Origin of the sequence: Domibacillus sp., from assembly GCF_031181085.1 — a bacterium.
GTDB lineage: Bacteria > Bacillota > Bacilli > Bacillales > Domibacillaceae > Domibacillus.
Window position 1 is genome coordinate 175,951 of sequence record NZ_JAPSLE010000006.1, and the last position, 17,221, is coordinate 193,171.

The 17,221-nt window shown below is 46.3% G+C and carries 16 protein-coding genes and 2 riboswitches; all 16 genes read right to left on the reverse strand.

The window, feature by feature from the left end:
- The gene (gene purH / locus RIN81_RS11125) at nt 1–1,536 is read right to left on the reverse strand and encodes a bifunctional phosphoribosylaminoimidazolecarboxamide formyltransferase/IMP cyclohydrolase (RefSeq protein ID WP_309090160.1); all 1,536 of its coding nucleotides are present in this window, start codon (nt 1,534–1,536) and stop codon (nt 1–3) included.
- Nucleotides 1,533–2,120, reverse strand: coding sequence for a phosphoribosylglycinamide formyltransferase (purN, locus tag RIN81_RS11130; protein ID WP_309090162.1), 588 nt, complete (start codon nt 2,118–2,120; stop codon nt 1,533–1,535). The genes purH and purN overlap by 4 nt, the downstream gene beginning before the upstream one ends.
- Nucleotides 2,117–3,142, reverse strand: coding sequence for a phosphoribosylformylglycinamidine cyclo-ligase (gene purM, locus RIN81_RS11135; RefSeq protein WP_309090164.1), 1,026 nt, complete (start codon nt 3,140–3,142; stop codon nt 2,117–2,119). Before purM ends, purN begins: the two co-directional genes overlap by 4 nt.
- A 14-nt stretch (nt 3,143–3,156) precedes the next feature.
- The gene (purF, locus tag RIN81_RS11140) at nt 3,157–4,590 is read right to left on the reverse strand and encodes an amidophosphoribosyltransferase (RefSeq protein ID WP_309090166.1); all 1,434 of its coding nucleotides are present in this window, start codon (nt 4,588–4,590) and stop codon (nt 3,157–3,159) included.
- Nucleotides 4,566–6,800: a phosphoribosylformylglycinamidine synthase subunit PurL gene (gene purL, locus RIN81_RS11145; protein ID WP_309090168.1), complete on the reverse strand. Its 2,235-nt coding sequence runs from the start codon at nt 6,798–6,800 to the stop codon at nt 4,566–4,568. The genes purF and purL overlap by 25 nt, the downstream gene beginning before the upstream one ends.
- Nucleotides 6,784–7,467, reverse strand: a complete 684-nt coding sequence (purQ, locus tag RIN81_RS11150) for a phosphoribosylformylglycinamidine synthase subunit PurQ (protein ID WP_309090170.1) — start codon at nt 7,465–7,467, stop codon at nt 6,784–6,786. Before purQ ends, purL begins: the two co-directional genes overlap by 17 nt.
- Nucleotides 7,464–7,718 carry a phosphoribosylformylglycinamidine synthase subunit PurS gene (purS, locus tag RIN81_RS11155; protein WP_050181945.1) on the reverse strand — a complete coding sequence of 85 codons (255 nt, stop codon included), beginning with the start codon at nt 7,716–7,718 and terminating at the stop codon, nt 7,464–7,466. The genes purQ and purS overlap by 4 nt, the downstream gene beginning before the upstream one ends.
- Nucleotides 7,718–8,431, reverse strand: a complete 714-nt coding sequence (gene purC, locus RIN81_RS11160) for a phosphoribosylaminoimidazolesuccinocarboxamide synthase (protein WP_309090172.1) — start codon at nt 8,429–8,431, stop codon at nt 7,718–7,720. Before purC ends, purS begins: the two co-directional genes overlap by 1 nt.
- A gap of 28 nt (nt 8,432–8,459) precedes the next feature.
- Complete coding sequence (gene purB / locus RIN81_RS11165; RefSeq protein ID WP_309090175.1) at nt 8,460–9,752, reverse strand: adenylosuccinate lyase; 1,293 nt, start codon at nt 9,750–9,752, stop codon at nt 8,460–8,462.
- A 28-nt stretch (nt 9,753–9,780) separates the two neighbouring features.
- Nucleotides 9,781–10,908 (reverse strand): 5-(carboxyamino)imidazole ribonucleotide synthase, encoded by a 1,128-nt coding sequence (purK, locus tag RIN81_RS11170; RefSeq protein WP_309090177.1) that lies wholly within the window; start codon nt 10,906–10,908, stop codon nt 9,781–9,783.
- Nucleotides 10,901–11,389, reverse strand: a complete 489-nt coding sequence (gene purE / locus RIN81_RS11175; RefSeq protein WP_309090179.1) for a 5-(carboxyamino)imidazole ribonucleotide mutase — start codon at nt 11,387–11,389, stop codon at nt 10,901–10,903. The genes purK and purE overlap by 8 nt, the downstream gene beginning before the upstream one ends.
- A 94-nt stretch (nt 11,390–11,483) precedes the next feature.
- Nucleotides 11,484–11,584: riboswitch (purine riboswitch) on the reverse strand.
- A gap of 76 nt (nt 11,585–11,660) precedes the next feature.
- A complete protein-coding gene (locus RIN81_RS11180; RefSeq protein ID WP_309090181.1) occupies nt 11,661–11,855 on the reverse strand; it encodes an NETI motif-containing protein in 195 nt (64 codons plus the stop codon).
- Nucleotides 11,852–12,394: a DUF2179 domain-containing protein gene (locus tag RIN81_RS11185; protein ID WP_309090184.1), complete on the reverse strand. Its 543-nt coding sequence runs from the start codon at nt 12,392–12,394 to the stop codon at nt 11,852–11,854. Before RIN81_RS11185 ends, RIN81_RS11180 begins: the two co-directional genes overlap by 4 nt.
- 89 nt (nt 12,395–12,483) lie before the next feature.
- On the reverse strand, nt 12,484–14,553 hold the full coding sequence (ptsG, locus tag RIN81_RS11190; protein WP_309090186.1) for a glucose-specific PTS transporter subunit IIBC: 2,070 nt from the start codon (nt 14,551–14,553) through the stop codon (nt 12,484–12,486).
- Nucleotides 14,554–14,736: 183 nt separating this feature from the next.
- Nucleotides 14,737–15,579 carry a glucose PTS transporter transcription antiterminator GlcT gene (glcT, locus tag RIN81_RS11195; RefSeq protein ID WP_309090188.1) on the reverse strand — a complete coding sequence of 281 codons (843 nt, stop codon included), beginning with the start codon at nt 15,577–15,579 and terminating at the stop codon, nt 14,737–14,739.
- Between the two features lie 89 nt (nt 15,580–15,668).
- Nucleotides 15,669–17,003, reverse strand: coding sequence for an NCS2 family permease (locus tag RIN81_RS11200; RefSeq protein WP_309090191.1), 1,335 nt, complete (start codon nt 17,001–17,003; stop codon nt 15,669–15,671).
- A gap of 93 nt (nt 17,004–17,096) precedes the next feature.
- Nucleotides 17,097–17,197, reverse strand: a riboswitch (purine riboswitch).
- Nucleotides 17,198–17,221 lie beyond the last annotated feature (24 nt).

The following is a 17,221-nucleotide window of genomic DNA, read 5'->3' on the forward strand; positions in this document are numbered from 1 at the left end:
TTAATGTTTGAAATGGCGAATACCTGTCATTACCATTGTAATGCCGTATTCATCCGCTTTTTTAATGGAATCTTCATCCCGGATTGATCCGCCCGGCTGAATAATAGCTGTAATACCCGCTTTGGCAGCCGCTTCAACAGTGTCATCCATTGGGAAGAATGCATCTGAGGCGAGAGCGGCTCCTTTTGCTTTTTCACCAGCCTGCTCAAGCGCAATTTTCGCTGCACCGACACGGTTCATTTGTCCCGCACCAACACCAAGTGTCATTTTGTCGTCAGACACAACAATTGCGTTTGACTTAACATGCTTCACAACTTTCCAGCCCAGTTTCATCGCTTTCCATTCTTCTTCTGTCGGCTGGCGTTTCGTCGCAACTTTCACGTCTGCATCCGCAAGAGACAGTTCATCCAAATCTTGCGAAAGCAAGCCGCCTTCAACAGATGTGAGTACTTTTTCGCCTTTTTTGCCGTTTGCGAAATCCAGCGTTAGGAGGCGGATGTTTTTCTTTTGAGACAGTACGTCAATCGCTTCTGCATCAAAAGACGGCGCCACAATGATCTCAAGGAAAATCTCATGCAGCTTTTGGGCAAGCTCTTTTGATACAGGACGGTTCAATGCCACAATACCGCCGAAAATAGAAGTTGGATCTGCTTCATATGCACGGGCATATGCTTCTTCAATCGTTCCTCCTGCTCCAACCCCGCAAGGATTCATGTGCTTCACGGCTACCGCAGCCGGCTCGTCGAATTCTTTTACGATTTGAAGGGCGGCGTCTGTATCACGGATGTTGTTATATGAAAGCTCTTTTCCATGCAGCTGATCAGCTTGTGCCACAGAGAAAGAAGAGCCAAGCGGCTGTGAATAAAACGCTGCTTTTTGATGCGGGTTCTCGCCGTAGCGGAGCGATTGCTTTAATTCATACGTAACAGTCAGCTTTTCAGGGTTTTCTTCCCCGGCAAGATCCGTCATAAAGCCGGCAATCATCGCATCATATGCAGCTGTATGGCGGAACACTTTCGCAGCAAGCTTCCGGCGCGTTTCAAGCGTTGTTTTACCTTCGCCTTTCAGTTCAGACAGCACTTGATCGTAATCACTTGAATCCACAATTACAGTCACATATTCGTGGTTTTTCGCAGATGCACGAAGCATGGCCGGGCCGCCGATGTCGATGTTTTCAATCGCATCTTCTGTTGTGACATCCGGCTTTGCGATCGTTTGCTGGAATGGGTACAAGTTCACGCAGACGATATCGATTGGCTGAATATTATGCTCTTCAAGCTGCTTTTGATGATCCGGCTCGCCGTGTTTCGCAAGCAGGCCGCCGTGAATGAACGGGTTCAGCGTTTTAACGCGGCCTTCTAGAATTTCCGGAAACCCGGTTACATCTGTTACACCTTTTACCGGTACACCTGCTTCTGCAAGCATTTTTTTCGTGCCGCCTGTTGAAACAATTTCATAGCCAAGCGCCGCAATTTCTCTCGCAAATTCAGTTACGCCGCTTTTATCTGATACGCTGATTAATGCGCGTTTCGTCATTGTGTTTGTTCCTCCCTATGTTGATTCAAAAGTTTGGTGATTACATTCGGATAAAGGCTGTGTTCAATCTGTTGAATGGCATCCTGTACATCGCTGCGTGTCATGCCGGAATCAATTCGTACACATTCCTGATCAATGATCGGGCCGGTGTCCATCCCTTCATCAACAAAGTGAACGGTAACGCCGGATATTTTTACCCCTGCGTCAAACGCCTGGCCGATCGCATCTTTTCCTGGAAAAGCCGGCAAAAGAGACGGGTGAATGTTTACGATCCGGTTCCGGTATGCATTCAGTAAAACAGGGCCGATCAAACGCATATAGCCGGCTAGAAAAATAAATTCAACTCCTGCCTCCTGCAAGCGGTCCACAATTTCACTCTCAAACGCTGCTTTTGATTCGTATTGTTTCGGCTGAAATGAAAACGCCGGGATGTCGAGTGCTTTTGCGCGTTCAAGTACATACGCATCCGGTTTATCGCAGACGAGCAAGGCGATTTCAGCAGGAACCTTTCCTGCTGCCACCGCCTCGGCAATTGCCTGCACGTTGCTTCCGCTGCCGGATGCAAACAAGGCAATTTTCGTCATTGAACGGTAACTCCTTCGCCGCTCACAACACGTCCGATTGTATAAGCTGTTTCACCAGCTGCTTCGAGTGCTGCTTTTACGTTTGCTTCTTCTTCTTTCGATACAATCAATACAAAGCCAATACCCATATTGAAAATATTGTACATTTCCTGGCGGTCAAGCTCTCCATACGTCTCAAGTACATTAAAAATGTCCGGTACCGGCCACGAACCAGCTTTAATTGAAGCGCCAAGACCTTTTGGCAGAGCACGCGGAATGTTTTCCACAAATCCGCCTCCTGTAATGTGCGCCATCCCGTTTACAGCCGCTTGCTTTAGTACGGATAGAACCGGCTTCACATAAATACGTGTTGGTTCAAGGAGCGCTTCTCCAAGCGGAACTGAAAGACCTTCTACCTGCGCGTTTACATCAAGGTTATGTGTTTCAAAGAAAATTTTGCGAACGAGTGAATAACCGTTGCTGTGAATCCCGCTCGATGCGAGGCCGATCAGCACGTCGCCTTCTTTTACGTTTTCACCTGTTACAACGCTGCTCTTTTCAACAGCGCCAACTGTAAACCCGGCCATATCGTATTCTTCCTCATCGTAAAGTCCCGGCATTTCTGCTGTTTCTCCGCCAATAAGGGCAGAGCCCGCCTGCTCGCAGCCGTCTGCTACTCCTTTAACGATTTGTTCGATTTTTTCCGGCACTGCTTTGCCGCATGCAATATAATCAAGGAAAAACAGGGGCTCTGCTCCCTGTACGACAACATCGTTGACACACATGGCTACACAGTCGATGCCAATCGTATCATGCTTGTCCATCATAAACGCAAGCTTTAGTTTTGTGCCGACGCCATCTGTTCCGGAAACAAGAACCGGCTCCTTTAACTGCAGCGATGACAGATCAAACATGCCCCCGAAACTGCCGAGCGCTCCCATTACACCGGCGCGCTTCGTCCGCTCTACATGTTTTTTCATCCGTTCTACCGCTTCGTACCCTGCCTCGATGTTTACACCGGCTGCTTCATACGATTTTGCCATTTTTGTTCCTCCTGTTAGCACATGATTTCTTTATCATGCGGATGCTGTGTATCTGGGAAAATCTCCGTCGGGTATTCCCCTGTAAAGCAGGCCATGCACTGGCCGCATTCGCCAAGCTCACTTTTGCGGTGGCCGATTGCTTCAATCGTGCCCTCTACGCTTAAATACGTAAGAGAATCTGCTCCGATCAATTCACGTAATTCTTCATTCGTATAGTGTGCAGCGATCAATTCGCCTTTTTCAGATGTATCAATTCCATAAAAGCATGGATGCTTAATGGCTGGAGAGCTGATTACGACGTGGACTTCTTTTGCGCCGGCTTCTTTGAGCATTGTAACGATCCGTCGGCTCGTTGTGCCGCGGACAATCGAGTCATCTACCATAACCACTTTTTTGCCTTCTACAACCCCGCGTACAGGAGAAAGTTTCATTTTAACCCCCTGCTCACGAAGAGACTGGGACGGCTGAATAAATGTCCGGCCAACATAACGGTTTTTAATTAAACCAAGCTCATATGGAATACCTGTTGCTTCTGCAAAGCCGATAGCAGCAGAAATACTCGAATCCGGTACTCCCGTGACAACATCGGCTTCCAGTACCGCTGGATCTACTTCTTGTGCCAGCATCTTACCGAGGCGTTTACGGGCACTGTGAACATTCACGCCATGAATATTACTGTCCGGACGGGAGAAATAAACGTATTCCATCGTGCACATTGCGTCACTGATCGCTGCGGCAAACTGTTCAGAATGAAGACCGTCTTCATTAATGGTAATCAATTCACCCGGCTCCACATCACGTAAAAACTCAGCACCAATAATATCAAAGGCGCACGTTTCAGAGGCAACCACATAAGCATCTCCAAGTTTGCCGATTGAAAGCGGGCGCAGCCCTTGTGGATCAAGCGCTACATGCATTTCATTTTCCGTCATGACAAGAAACGCGTACGCTCCTTTTACCATGGAAAGAGCCGTTTTCAAACGGTCTTTGATCGTGCCATATGTGCTGCGGCGGATTAAGTGTGCCAGTACTTCAGTGTCAGACGTTGTCTGGAAAATACTTCCCTGAGCTTCCAGTTCACGCTTCAGTGATGTAGCGTTGACAAGGTTTCCGTTATGCGCAAGCGCCAGGCTGCCTGTTTGAAAGTGGAACAGGAGCGGCTGTACATTTTGGTAGCCGCCGCCTCCTGCTGTTTGGTAACGAACATGCCCAATGGCTGCTGTTCCTGTTAAACCGTTGATAATATCCTGGTTAAAAATTTCTGTAACAAGCCCTTCACCTTTATGGCCACGAAGGCGTTCTCCGTCGCTCATCACGACGCCAGCGCCCTCTTGTCCGCGGTGCTGTAAGCTTTGCAGGCCGTAATATGTGATTTGTGATGCATTTTCGTGTCCAAAAACCCCGAAGACACCACACTCTTCATTTAAGCCTCTGAGTTCAGCAAGCATGGAATAGCTCCTTTCCAGGCATCCTCCAGTTCACTAACCGGTGCCTGTACCACTTCTTCTCCGTTAATTGAAATTGATGCCACTGGCTGAGCTGTTACTTCACCAATTTGTTTTGCGTCCTGTACGGCTGTTTCAAACGCTTCTTTGTTTTCTGGCTTCACTGTAATGACAAAGCGTGACTGTGTTTCTGCAAATAGGGCAGCCGTTGCTTCACCTTGAAGAGAAACGCGGGCACCAAGACCTGTGCCGAATAGCTTTTCAACAAGTGCTACGGCAAATCCACCTTCTGAAATATCGTGAGCTGATTGAACAAGGCCCGACTGAATAGCCGCAAGAAGTGCATCCTGGCGTGCTTTTTCCACTGTCAAATCAATAGCTGGTGATTGACCGAAAATATCGCCATCATTCATCAATTTTTGCAGTTCGCTGCCGCCAAAGTCGTTCGCAGCGTCTCCAATTACATATACAAGGTCGCCAGCCTGCTTCGCTGCTTGTGTCGTAATATGGTTCACGTCTTCAATCAATCCAACCATGCCGATAATTGGTGTCGGGTAAATAGCTGTACCGTTTGTTTCATTATAAAGAGATACGTTTCCACCGATAACCGGTGATTGAAGCGCAAGGCACGCTTCACTAATTCCGTCTGCTGACTGCTCAAGCTGCCAGAATACACCTGGATTCTCAGGGCTTCCGTAGTTTAAGCCGTCCGTAATCGCAAGTGGACGGGCACCAGAAGCTACGATATTACGAGCCGCTTCTGCCACGGCAATTTTACCGCCTGTTTTTGGATCAAGGTAAATGTAACGTGCGTTACAGTCTGTTGTCATCGCAAGTGCTTTGTTTGTGCCGCGCAGACGGATGACCGCTGCGTCTGATCCTGGCGCTACCACTGTATTTGTGCGAACTTGGTAATCGTATTGGTCATACACCCACTCTTTGCTTGCAATCGTCGGCTGCTGAAGCAATTTCACAAGTGTTTCTTTGTGATCTGTAACGTCCGGTGTTACGTCTTCCATTGCCTGGAACGTACGGAAGTATTCCGGCTCTGCAGATGGCTTGTGGTACACTGGTGCATCTTCTGCAAGCGCATCAACCGGTACTTCTGCTGCTACTTCGCCTTTATGAATCAAACGAAGCATTTTGTCGTCTGTTACGACACCAACTGATGCCGCTTCAAGACCGTATTTCGCAAAAAGATCTTCGATTTCTTTTTCGTGTCCTTTTTTCACAACGATCAGCATGCGCTCCTGTGATTCAGACAGCATCATTTCATATGGTGTCATGCCTGTTTCGCGCTGCGGAATCAAATCAAGGTTCATTTCAATTCCTGATCCGGATTTTGACGCCATTTCTGCTGACGAGCTTGTTAAGCCGGCAGCACCCATATCTTGAATGCCGACAAGAACGTCCTGATGGTTGTAAATAAGCTCAAGGCATGCTTCTAAAAGCAATTTTTCCATGAATGGGTCGCCAACCTGTACCGCTGGGCGTTTTTCATCTGAGCTTTCGCTTAATTCTTCTGAAGCGAATGTTGCACCGTGAATACCATCGCGCCCTGTTTTCGCTCCTACATACATTACGGTGTTGCCAACGCCTTTTGCCTGGCCTTTTTGAATATCTTTATGATCAATCAGTCCCACACACATTGCGTTCACAAGCGGATTGCCGTCATAAGACGGATCAAAGCCGATTTCACCGCCGACTGTTGGGATCCCGATGCAGTTTCCGTAACCTGCAATACCGGCAACAACTTCTTCAAACAAATACTTTACACGTGCTGTTTCAAGTTCACCGAAACGAAGTGAGTTTAAAATCGCAACCGGACGGGCACCCATTGAGAATACATCACGGATGATACCGCCGACACCTGTTGCTGCACCCTGGTATGGCTCAATAGCAGATGGGTGGTTATGACTTTCAATTTTAAACGCAACGGCCTGACCGTCGCCGATATCAACGATACCAGCGCCTTCACCCGGTCCCTGCAAAACGTGCTCGCCTTTTGTCGGGAAACGGCTTAAAACAGGTTTGGAATTTTTATAGCTGCAATGCTCTGACCACATAACCGAGAAAAGACCTGTTTCTGCGTAGTTTGGCAGACGACCAAGAATTTTTTCTACTTTCGCAAATTCTTCATCCGTTAAGCCCATTGTGCTGTATAGTTTTTCGTCTTTAATTTGCTGTGGATTTGGTTCAAGCATTAACGACATGAGAATTCCTCCAGTGCTTTACAATTGATTGGAAAAGTTTAAGGCCATCCGCGCTGCCAAGAAGTTCATCAACAGCCCGCTCCGGATGCGGCATCATGCCAAGTACGTTGCCTTTTTCGTTTGTAATACCTGCAATATCAGAAAGGCTTCCGTTTACATCGCTCGCATATGTGAAGGCAATTTGATTGTTTTCCTTCAGTTTTGCCAGTGTTGCTTCGTCACAGTAGTAGTTTCCTTCACCGTGCGCAACTGGAATGCTGATTTTTTCGCCTTTTTCGTATAAAGAAGTAAACATCGTTTCATTATTTTCAACAGACAGCTCTACCGTCCGGCAAATAAACTTTAAGTTTTTGTTGCGAAGCATAGCTCCTGGAAGAAGGCCTGATTCAAGCAAAATTTGAAACCCGTTGCAGACGCCAAGAACCGGCTTGCCCGCTTCCGCAGCCCGTTTAACTGCGGCCATTACGTTTGACATATGAGCGATCGCGCCTGAACGCAGGTAGTCTCCGTATGAAAAGCCTCCTGGAAGCAAAATACCGTCATATTCATCAAGGTTGTCTGCATCATGCCAGACAAGATCAACCTGCTCGCCTAATTCGTCTTTTACTGCATGGTACATGTCCACATCACAGTTAGATCCTGGAAATACGATGACTGCAAATTTCACTGTTTCGCACTCTCCTCGATTTCATATCGGTAATCTTCAATAACCGGGTTTGACAAAAGTTTTTCACATACTTCTTTGACTGTGCCCTCTACGTCACGAACAGAATCATCGAATTGAAGCTCCATGTATTTGCCGATGCGCACTTCTTCTACTCCTTGGTAGCCAAGGTTTGACAGAGATTGCTGTACTGCTTTTCCTTGCGGGTCTAATACACTTTCACGAAGTGTTACGTAAACTTTCACTTTATACATTATAGAGTTCCTCCAAGTCGATTGTAGATTTCGGTATATGCTTCTGTCAGTCCGCCAAGATCCCGGCGGAACAAGTCTTTATCGAGTTTGCGGTTTGTGCCTTTCTCCCATAAGCGGCATGTATCCGGCGAAATTTCATCGGCTAGCAGAATGCTTCCATCCTTTTGACGGCCAAATTCGATTTTAAAGTCAATGAGGTCAACACCCATTTCGCTAAACAATGGAATAAGTACGTCGTTTACACGAAGAGCTTCTTTTTTCAAAATTTGGACTTCTTCAGGTGCTGCCACGTCAAGCAGACGGATATGATCTTCTGTTAAGAGCGGATCACCGAGGTCATCGTTTTTGTAATAAAACTCAACGATTGGCTCCTTAAACCGCACGCCTTCTTCAAAGCCGAGGCGCTTGGCAATGCTGCCAGCGGCAACATTGCGCACCACAACTTCAAGCGGAATAATGTCAACATGCTTCACAAGCTGCTCGTTTTCAGACAGCTGCTCAACAAAGTGAGACTGAATACCCTGCTCAGCGAGCTTCTCAAACAATAGCCCAGTGATTAAATTATTTAAGCGGCCTTTACCGTCGATTTCTGCTTTTTTCTCACCGTTAAAAGCAGTCGCTGAGTTTTTATATTCGATCCAGACGATATCTTCCTGGTCTGTTGCATAAATGCGTTTTGCTTTTCCTTCGTAGAGCTGCTTGCCTTTTTGCATGATGTGATCCTCCCAGGTTCCGGTTTAATTAAAGACCAATGCGGTCAAAGATCGTGTCGACATGTTTGATATGGTAGTTATAGTCAAAGCAGTCAGCAATTTCTTCCGGTGTTAATTTCGATGTGATCGTTTCATCCGCTTCTACAAGTGAACGGAACTGAACTTGCTTGTCCCATGCTTCCATCGCCCGCGGCTGTACAGTGTCATAAGCTGCTTCACGCGCCATGCCTTTGTCGATCAGAGCAAGAAGAATACGCTGTGAGTAAATAAGGCCAAGCGTACGGTCCATATTGCGCTTCATGTTTTCCGGGAATACCGTCAAGTTCTTTACAATGTTGCCGAAACGGTTCAGCATGTAATTCAAGGCAATCGTTGCATCCGGCAGAATCACGCGCTCTGCAGATGAATGGGAGATATCGCGCTCATGCCAAAGGGATACATTCTCGTATGCTGTAACCATGTGGCCGCGAATCACACGCGCAAGGCCAACCATGTTTTCAGATCCGATTGGATTACGTTTATGCGGCATTGCTGATGAGCCTTTTTGTCCTTTTGCAAATGCTTCTTCTACTTCGCGTGTTTCTGACTTTTGCAGGCCGCGAATTTCCGTTGCGAATTTTTCGATAGATGCAGCAACGAGTGCAAGAGTAGCCATATAATGTGCATGACGGTCACGCTGAAGAGTCTGCGTTGAAACCGGTGCTGGTTTCGTACCCAGCTTTTCGCAAACATACTGCTCAACGAACGGATCGATGTTTGCGTATGTGCCGACTGCGCCGGAAATTTTTCCGTACTGAACGCCGTCAGCTGCGTCGTTAAAGCGCTCAAGGTTGCGTTTCATTTCTTCATACCAAAGGGCCATCTTCAAGCCAAATGTTGTCGGTTCTGCATGAACGCCGTGTGTGCGGCCCATCATAACCGTGTGTTTATGTTCAATCGCTTTGTCGCGAAGGATGTCAATAAAGTTCTCAATGTCTTTACGTAAAATGTCGTTCGCCTGCTTTAATAGATAAGAAAGGGCCGTGTCGACTACATCTGTTGACGTTAATCCGTAATGCACCCATTTGCGTTCTTCTCCAAGTGTTTCGGATACAGCGCGGGTAAATGCCACTACGTCATGGCGTGTTTCTAGTTCAATTTCGTTAATGCGGTCAATGTCAAAGCTTGCATTTTCACGAAGTTTTTGAACATCTTCTTTCGGGATTTCACCAAGCTCAGACCATGCCTCGCAAGCTAAGATTTCTACTTCAAGCCATGCTTTGAATTTGTTTTCTTCTGTCCAGATGCTGCCCATTTCAGGTCGTGTATAGCGTTCGATCATTAGTTGTCATCCTCCGATTAATCGTCGTTTATTTTGTCCAAATCCGGCTTTCCTGGATTTCGGTTAAGGTTTCATTGATATTCTCCGTCAAAATGGTTACATGCCCCATTTTCCGTTTTTCTTTTGCTTCATCTTTTCCGTATAAGTGAATGGACCATTCCGGCTTGTTTACAATGGCGCTCACAACACCCTCTACATGTTCACCGAGCACATTAACCATGACAGCTGGCTTTAAGAGCGCTGTGCTTTTAAGCGGCCAGTTGCAAACAGCGCGGATGTGCTGGCCAAACTGGGAGATTCCGCACGCTTCGATCGTATAATGCCCGGAGTTGTGCGGCCGCGGTGCCAATTCATTAATATAAATGCCGCCTTCTTCTGTTACGAACATCTCAACAGCCAGGGTGCCGACAAGGGACAGCGCCGATGCAATGCTCTCTGCTGCCTCATGTGCAGCCTGCTCGGTTTCTTTCGAAATACGGGCCGGTACAATTGATTCGTGCAGAATGTTATCTACGTGAATGTTTTCTGCCACCGGGAAAAATGTCGTTTCCCCTTCCAGGTTGCGTGTCACAATGACGGATATTTCTTTTTGGAATGGAATCCATTGTTCAAGTACGCAGTCACCGTGCGTAAGCAGCTTGGCTGCTTCTGATGCCTGGTTCACTTCTCTTAACACAAACTGCCCTTTGCCGTCATATCCGCCGGTTGCCGTTTTCAGTACAGCCGGCAGGCCGAGCGCCTCGATTCCTTCCAGCAGATCTGACTCGGTCCGAATCACCCGATAAGGGGCAACCGGCACGCCTGCATTCGAGATCGCTTCTTTTTCGTAAACGCGGTTTTGCGTAATACGGATCAGCTCTGCTCCCTGCGGAATATGTGCCGTGTTCATCAGCTCTTTTAAGCCTTCATAATCGATATTTTCAAATTCGTAGGTGATTACGTCACTTACTTGTGCCAGGCGCTGAAGTGCGTCCTGGTCATTGTAAGGCGCTTGGATGACGATATCCGCTGTCTGCGTGCATGGGGCTCCTTCTGCCGGTTCAAGAACTGCTATGCGAAAGCCCGCTTCTTTAGCGGCCAGTGCCATCATACGTCCTAATTGTCCGCCGCCGATGATGCCGATTGTTTTGCCCGGTTCAATGATTTCCCTAGCCAAGCTGATCACTGCTTTCGAGGACCGTTTTTTCTGTTTCCTTCCGGCGCTTGTCCAACCGCGCCGCTACACCTGTGTCTGCGATCGACAAAATTTGCGCCGCCAGCAGACCGGCATTGGTTGCACCGGCTTTGCCAATCGCTGTTGTAGCAACAGGCACGCCGCCCGGCATTTGAACGATAGAAAGAAGAGAATCAAATCCATTTAACGCTTTTGACTGAACAGGGACGCCGATAACCGGCAGAGTCGTTTTTGCTGCCGTCATGCCTGGCAGATGAGCAGCCCCTCCTGCTCCCGCAATGATTACTTTAATTCCTCGCTCCCGTGCCGTTTCGGCATATTCAAACATCAAATCAGGGGTGCGGTGTGCGGACACCACTTTTTTTTCATAGGGAATGTCAAGTTCATCGAGTACGTCACATGCGTGCTTCATTGTTTCCCAATCTGATGTGCTTCCCATAATAACGCCAACTTCAATCGTCATCTTGATCCTCCATTGTGAGATTTTTTTACATAAAAAAACGGGCAGACCGCTTCTCCGGTAAAAAGGAGAAAGCGATTCGCCCGTAGTCGATCGAGAGTACGAATGCTTTCCCCATAGTCGGCTCGTTTACGGCGGCCGGTAGAAACTCGCGGGCCATATTCCCGCTATTATATGAGGTGCTTTATTTGTCCTCTACATATTAACAACCGATCGAAGGGGTTGTCAACAAAAAATCGAACGATATTTATCACTTATATTTTAATGTTCGTATTTAAGTCATTATTTTTCCTTCAAAGACGATTTCACGACCAATCGGCACATGAATTGTTTCCCCGTTTTCCTTCCGTTCTTCAAAAAGAGGCTTTTCCATCCGCCGCACCGGCATATAGCCTTCACGCTTCATTCGTTCGAGGCACTCATCAATCGTTTCGTTTTCCTGCACGTAAAAACTCTTTTTTTTGCTCATTGCATCAATTTTCCCTTTCTCACTTGTTTTACCCAGAAGCCGCCATGAATAGTTTTCGGTTCAAAAGCAATAATAAATGCTTTTGGGTCAAGGTCTTTAATTTTCTCATACAGCTTCAGCTCATATTTACGCGGTGTCAAAATCTGCATCGCCATCCGTTCGCCTTCAAGCCCGTTCGCCGCCCAGCTGGTGACTCCGTAGCCTTCCTGGCGCAATTGCTTCGGCAGGTCTTTATCATATTCCTTTGTGATCACATTCACCGTAATATATCCAAGCGCCAGCTTTTCCTCGATCTTCATACCAACGATCACTCCCACACCGTAGCCGACCGCATAAGCAATCAAGTTTTGAATTTCGTTTAAGTTATCGAGCACCAGTCCAAGACCTACAACATAAATGACAACCTCAATCGTACTGACAAAAGCGGCTGTATACCGATAGCCCTTCAGTGTCAAAATCATGCGGATCGTAAAAAATGAAACGTATACAATATTGATCAGCAAAATAATGACAACCATTAGTAACGCATTATCCATCATCGTGATTCACTCCTCTTCCCCGGCAGTTTACCATATCGGCGCTCATTAAAAAAGCCTCAGCCGAATGATCGGCTGAGGCAGATTGCTTCTTATTTAATAGTGATGATGTTCTCGTCGCCATTTTTCACAGTTCCCGGCTTTTCAACCGTTACGGATTGACCTTCTGCAAGGTTTGTGAAAATAATCGGCGTGATCGTCGATGTGGCATTTTTTGCAATGTAGTCCAGATCCACTTTAAGAAGCGGCTGGCCTGCTTTGACTTCATCACCTTCTGATACAAGGGCTTCAAAACCTTCCCCGTTCAGCTTTACTGTATCGATACCGAAGTGAATCAAGATTTCGCGTCCACTGTCCGCAGTAATACCAATCGCATGCTTTGTCGGGAAGACGTTGATGATTTTACCGTTTACCGGAGATACGACTGTACCATCGTCCGGCTTGATCGCAAAGCCGTCACCCATCATTTTTCCAGCGAAAACAGGGTCCGGTACTTCTGTAATTGGCAGAAGTTCACCTGAAATAGGTGCTACAAATTTATCTTCTATATCATTGCGGATTGCAGCTGGTGCCGCGTTTTCCACTTCTTTTTGTACTTCCTGGTCCGCCGGCTTTGCAGCTGCTGTTGGACGAGGCTTGTTGCCTTTCATAATATCCGCCATTTGGTGGCGAAGACCGTCTGATTTCGGTCCAAAGATGGCCTGGATGTTGTTGCCCACTTCAAGGACACCCGCTGCTCCAAGCTGTTTCAAGCGTTTTTTATCAACGTTGCCAATATCATTTACAGATACACGAAGACGTGTGATACAAGCGTCAAGGTTCGCAATGTTTTCTTTTCCGCCCATCGCATCCAGAATCTCGTATGGAAGATCACCGGCTACAACTGCTGGTCCTTCTTCACTATCTGCATCTTCTGTCTCACGTCCTGGTGTTGCAAGGTTAAACTTGCGGATCGCAAAACGGAAACCGAAGTAGTAGATAACCGCAAATACAAAACCTACTGGAATGACAATCCATGCATTTGTTTGCGGGTTTAAAAGACCGAATAGTGTATAGTCAATCAAACCGCCTGAGAATGTCATACCAATTTTTACATCCAGCAAGTTCATTGTCATAAATGACAGACCTGCAAAAATCGCGTGAACTCCGAACAAAACAGGTGCTACGAACAAGAATGAGAACTCAAGCGGCTCTGTAATCCCTGTTAGGAAAGATGTTAATGCAGCAGAACCCATAAGGCCAGCTACTACTTTTTTGCGCTCCGGACGCGCTTCATGATAAATCGCAAGCGCTGCTGCCGGAAGACCAAACATCATGAATGGATATTTACCCGTCATAAATGTACCAGCTGTTAAGTTTTCAACACCGTCTCGAATCTGCGCCATAAACATTGGCTGGTCACCACGAACAATTTCACCCGCCGCCGTTGTGTACTGGCCAAATTCATACCAGAATGGTGAGTAAAAAATGTGATGTAGACCGAATGGAATTAAGCTACGTTCAATTACACCGAAAATAAAAGCTGATAGTGCAAGATTACCTTCTAGCAGTACGTGTGAAAAGGCATTTAAGCCACTTTGAATTGGCGGCCAGATCACAATCATAAGAAGACCAAGAACCACTGCTGAAGCTGCTGTTGCAATTGGAACAAACCTTTTGCCCGCAAAGAATCCTAAGTATGACGGCAATTCAATGTTAAAGAATTTGTTGTACATGTAAGCAGCAATTGCTCCCACGATAATCCCGCCGAATACACCGGTTTGCAGGGATGGAATTCCAAGAATAAGCGCATAAGCAGGATTTCCGCCTTCTAGAACAGCGATTCTCTCCAAGCCTAGCGCTGTACCCATCGTTGCGTTCATAATTAAATATCCGACGATCGCAGCAAGACCGGCAACACCGTCACCGCCTGCAAGACCAATCGCTACACCGACCGCAAAGAGTATCGGCAGGTTTCCGAAAACAATGTCACCTGAGTTTTCCATAACAGATGCGACTGTAACAACCCAGTCAGCTGTTAAAAACGGTGCTAAATCAGTTAAAGCTGGGTTTTGCAGCGCATTACCAAACGCAAGCAAAAGTCCGGCAGCCGGCAAAATCGCAACAGGCAGCATAAGTGCTTTACCGATTTTCTGAAGCACACCGAAAAGCTTTTTAAACATGTGTGTTTCCTCCTCTATTATTAAATAGTATGTGCATTTCAAAGATGAATCAGACAGACAAGCACGAAAAAAGGCATGAAGAAAGAAGACATCAGAAAATAGAAGTCTTAATAAACCCCTAGTTTCCCTGTATCTTCTTTACTCATGCCTGATCGTATCAGTAACACGTAAAGAACAATGTAATTATTTCATTTTTGTCTGTATCCGCTGCAGATGCATCGTTAAATAAACCGCTTCCGCATCATACACGGGATGTTTTAATGTCTGCTGCATCACTTTGATCAGCTTCCACGACAAATTATAACACACAGGATATTCCGCTTTCAATAGGTTTGCGATTTTTTCTGGTTCTTCGACTTTTTCCCCGCGGACTACCCGTTCAATCGTATATCGTATATGGCGTACAAGGCGCATATAATCAATACTTTCCTTGTCCAGCTCCACCTCAAGCTGAGATTCAATCATTCCAACTAATGTCGCAATGAGCTCAGAGTGACGGCTTAAATCTTTCACATCTTTATTGGCGATCGCACTGTGAATATGAAGAGCAATAAAGCCGGTTTCTCCTTCTGGCAGTTTAATCGTCAGCTTGCTGTTAATCAGCTTTGTAACCTCTTCTGCTATTTCATATTCAAACGGATAGAGCGCTTTCGTTTCCAATAAAAACGGGTTGCTAATTCCCATGCCGCGCATCATGCGATTTACCGCAAACAACAGGTGATCTGTCAAACCGACGTGAATGTGCTCGTTCAGCGTTTCCCCTACCCGCTCACGAATGATCTCCACTGCCCCGATAATGACTTTCAACGTTTCATCATCTAAGTGAGGCAGCAGCTTTTTATACTGCTCCTGCTCGCTCCGGTCCTTTAATACAAACAGCTTTTCCACCGAACTCCGCACAATGCTGTCTCCCTGATGCCGGCCAAAGCCGATCCCTCTGCCGATCAGTACAACTTCTGTTTTATCACCTGACGCTGCAATGAGCACATTGTTGTTTAATACCTTTTTCACAAAAAATTTCTCCATGGCACATCCCCGTTGTTTTGTTTTTTACAGTATAGCATGAGGGCGACGCAAAAAAACACCTCCCTGTTTGGCAGAGAGGTGTTTTAGAACTATTTTAAAAATACAAAATAAAGCACAAATACAACAAATAAGAAATACATAATTGGATGGATTTCTTTTCCGCGCCCTTTTACAAGCATTGTAATCGGATAGAAAATAAAGCCCATTGCAATTCCAGTTGCAATACTGTAAGAAAGCGGCATAGCAATAATTGTTAAAAACGCCGGAACGGCAATTTCAAACTTCGTCCAGTCAATTCGACCTAAAGCCGAGACCATCAATACCCCAACAATAATGATTGCCGGTGCTGTTACATGTGATGTAATCACCGACAGCAACGGGAAGAAAAACAGAGATAGAAGGAACAATACACCCGTTACGACAGCCGCAAGCCCTGTCCGTGCCCCAGCAGCTACGCCAGCAGATGACTCAATATACGAAGTTGTAGTCGAAGTTCCAAGTAGTGCCCCAGCTACCGTTGCGCAAGAATCAGCTAGTAACGCTTTTCCTGCCCGCGGCAGCTTATTGTCTTTCATTAAGCCTGCTTGAGTAGCCACTGCGACAAGTGTGCCTGCTGTATCAAAAAAGTCCACAAACAAAAACGTTAAGACAATAACAAGCATTTGCAGTGTGAAAATGTCGCCCGGCGTTTGAAAAATGTTTTCAAGTGCTACGCCGAATGTCGGTGCTACGCTTGGTGCCGCTGAAACAATTTTAGCCGGCAGGTCAACAAGGCCGAAAATCATGCCGACTACCGCTGTGATCAGCATGCCGTAAAAAATGCCTCCATTGACTCCTTTAGTCATCATAATCACGGTAATAATCAAACCAAAAATCGTCAGAAGTGTTGGACCAGAACTTAAATCTCCAAGTCCGACAAGTACAGCGTCGTCATTGACGATAATACCGGCATTTTGAAAGCCGACAAATGTAATAAATAAACCAATCCCTGCTCCAACTGCATATTTAAGCTCAAGCGGAATTGAGTTAATAATTGTTTCCCGCAAGCCTGTCATTGTTAAGAAAATGAAGATAATACCTGAGAACAAAACGCCAGTCAGCGCTGTCTGCCAAGGAATTCCGTACGTTAATATGACAGTATATGCAAAAAATGCATTTAATCCCATGCCCGGAGCAAGCCCAATCGGGTACTTGGCAAGCAGCCCCATGATTATTGATCCAATCGCGGCAGCCAATGCTGTAGCTGTAAAAACTGCCCCGTGATCCATTCGCATTGTATCTGGCAAATCCGGTATAGACTGCAAAGATAATGTCAGCGGATTGACCACTAAAATATACGCCATAGATAAAAACGTGGTTAAGCCGCCAATCATCTCGCGGCGGTACGTTGTTCCAAGTTCATCCATATGGAAAAACTTTCTCATTCTTTTTTCTCCCTTCGATCTTATATACGAACGAAAAATACCCGGAGCGGTGGATGCTCCGGGTACGACTAGCAAAGGAATATAGAAAGAGACATTCTCTTTCCATTCATTCGTAGTCGGACCATTTACGGCAGTCCGGTAGAAACTGTCAAGCCTTATTCTCGACGATATACGATGCATGTAAAAGTAATAATGTACTCTTTCATTTTACTGATATA

Excerpts from the sequence above, each read along its gene's own strand:
- ptsG (WP_309090186.1), bottom strand. The coding sequence starts at position 14,553 with ATGTTTAAAAAGCTTTTCGGTGTGCTTCAGAAAATCGGTAAAGCACTT.
- glcT (WP_309090188.1), bottom strand. The coding sequence starts at position 15,579 with ATGGAGAAATTTTTTGTGAAAAAGGTATTAAACAACAATGTGCTCATT.
- purE (WP_309090179.1), bottom strand. The coding sequence starts at position 11,389 with ATGACGATTGAAGTTGGCGTTATTATGGGAAGCACATCAGATTGGGAA.
- RIN81_RS11185 (WP_309090184.1), bottom strand. The coding sequence starts at position 12,394 with ATGATGGATAATGCGTTACTAATGGTTGTCATTATTTTGCTGATCAAT.
- purN (WP_309090162.1), bottom strand. The coding sequence starts at position 2,120 with ATGACGAAAATTGCCTTGTTTGCATCCGGCAGCGGAAGCAACGTGCAG.
- RIN81_RS11200 (WP_309090191.1), bottom strand. The coding sequence starts at position 17,003 with ATGAGAAAGTTTTTCCATATGGATGAACTTGGAACAACGTACCGCCGC.
- purS (WP_050181945.1), bottom strand. The coding sequence starts at position 7,718 with ATGTATAAAGTGAAAGTTTACGTAACACTTCGTGAAAGTGTATTAGAC.
- RIN81_RS11180 (WP_309090181.1), bottom strand. The coding sequence starts at position 11,855 with ATGAGCAAAAAAAAGAGTTTTTACGTGCAGGAAAACGAAACGATTGAT.
- purM (WP_309090164.1), bottom strand. The coding sequence starts at position 3,142 with ATGGCAAAATCGTATGAAGCAGCCGGTGTAAACATCGAGGCAGGGTAC.
- purH (WP_309090160.1), bottom strand. The coding sequence starts at position 1,536 with ATGACGAAACGCGCATTAATCAGCGTATCAGATAAAAGCGGCGTAACT.
- purL (WP_309090168.1), bottom strand. The coding sequence starts at position 6,800 with ATGTCGTTAATGCTTGAACCAAATCCACAGCAAATTAAAGACGAAAAA.
- purB (WP_309090175.1), bottom strand. The coding sequence starts at position 9,752 with ATGATCGAACGCTATACACGACCTGAAATGGGCAGCATCTGGACAGAA.
- purF (WP_309090166.1), bottom strand. The coding sequence starts at position 4,590 with ATGCTTGCTGAACTCAGAGGCTTAAATGAAGAGTGTGGTGTCTTCGGG.
- purC (WP_309090172.1), bottom strand. The coding sequence starts at position 8,431 with ATGCAAAAAGGCAAGCAGCTCTACGAAGGAAAAGCAAAACGCATTTAT.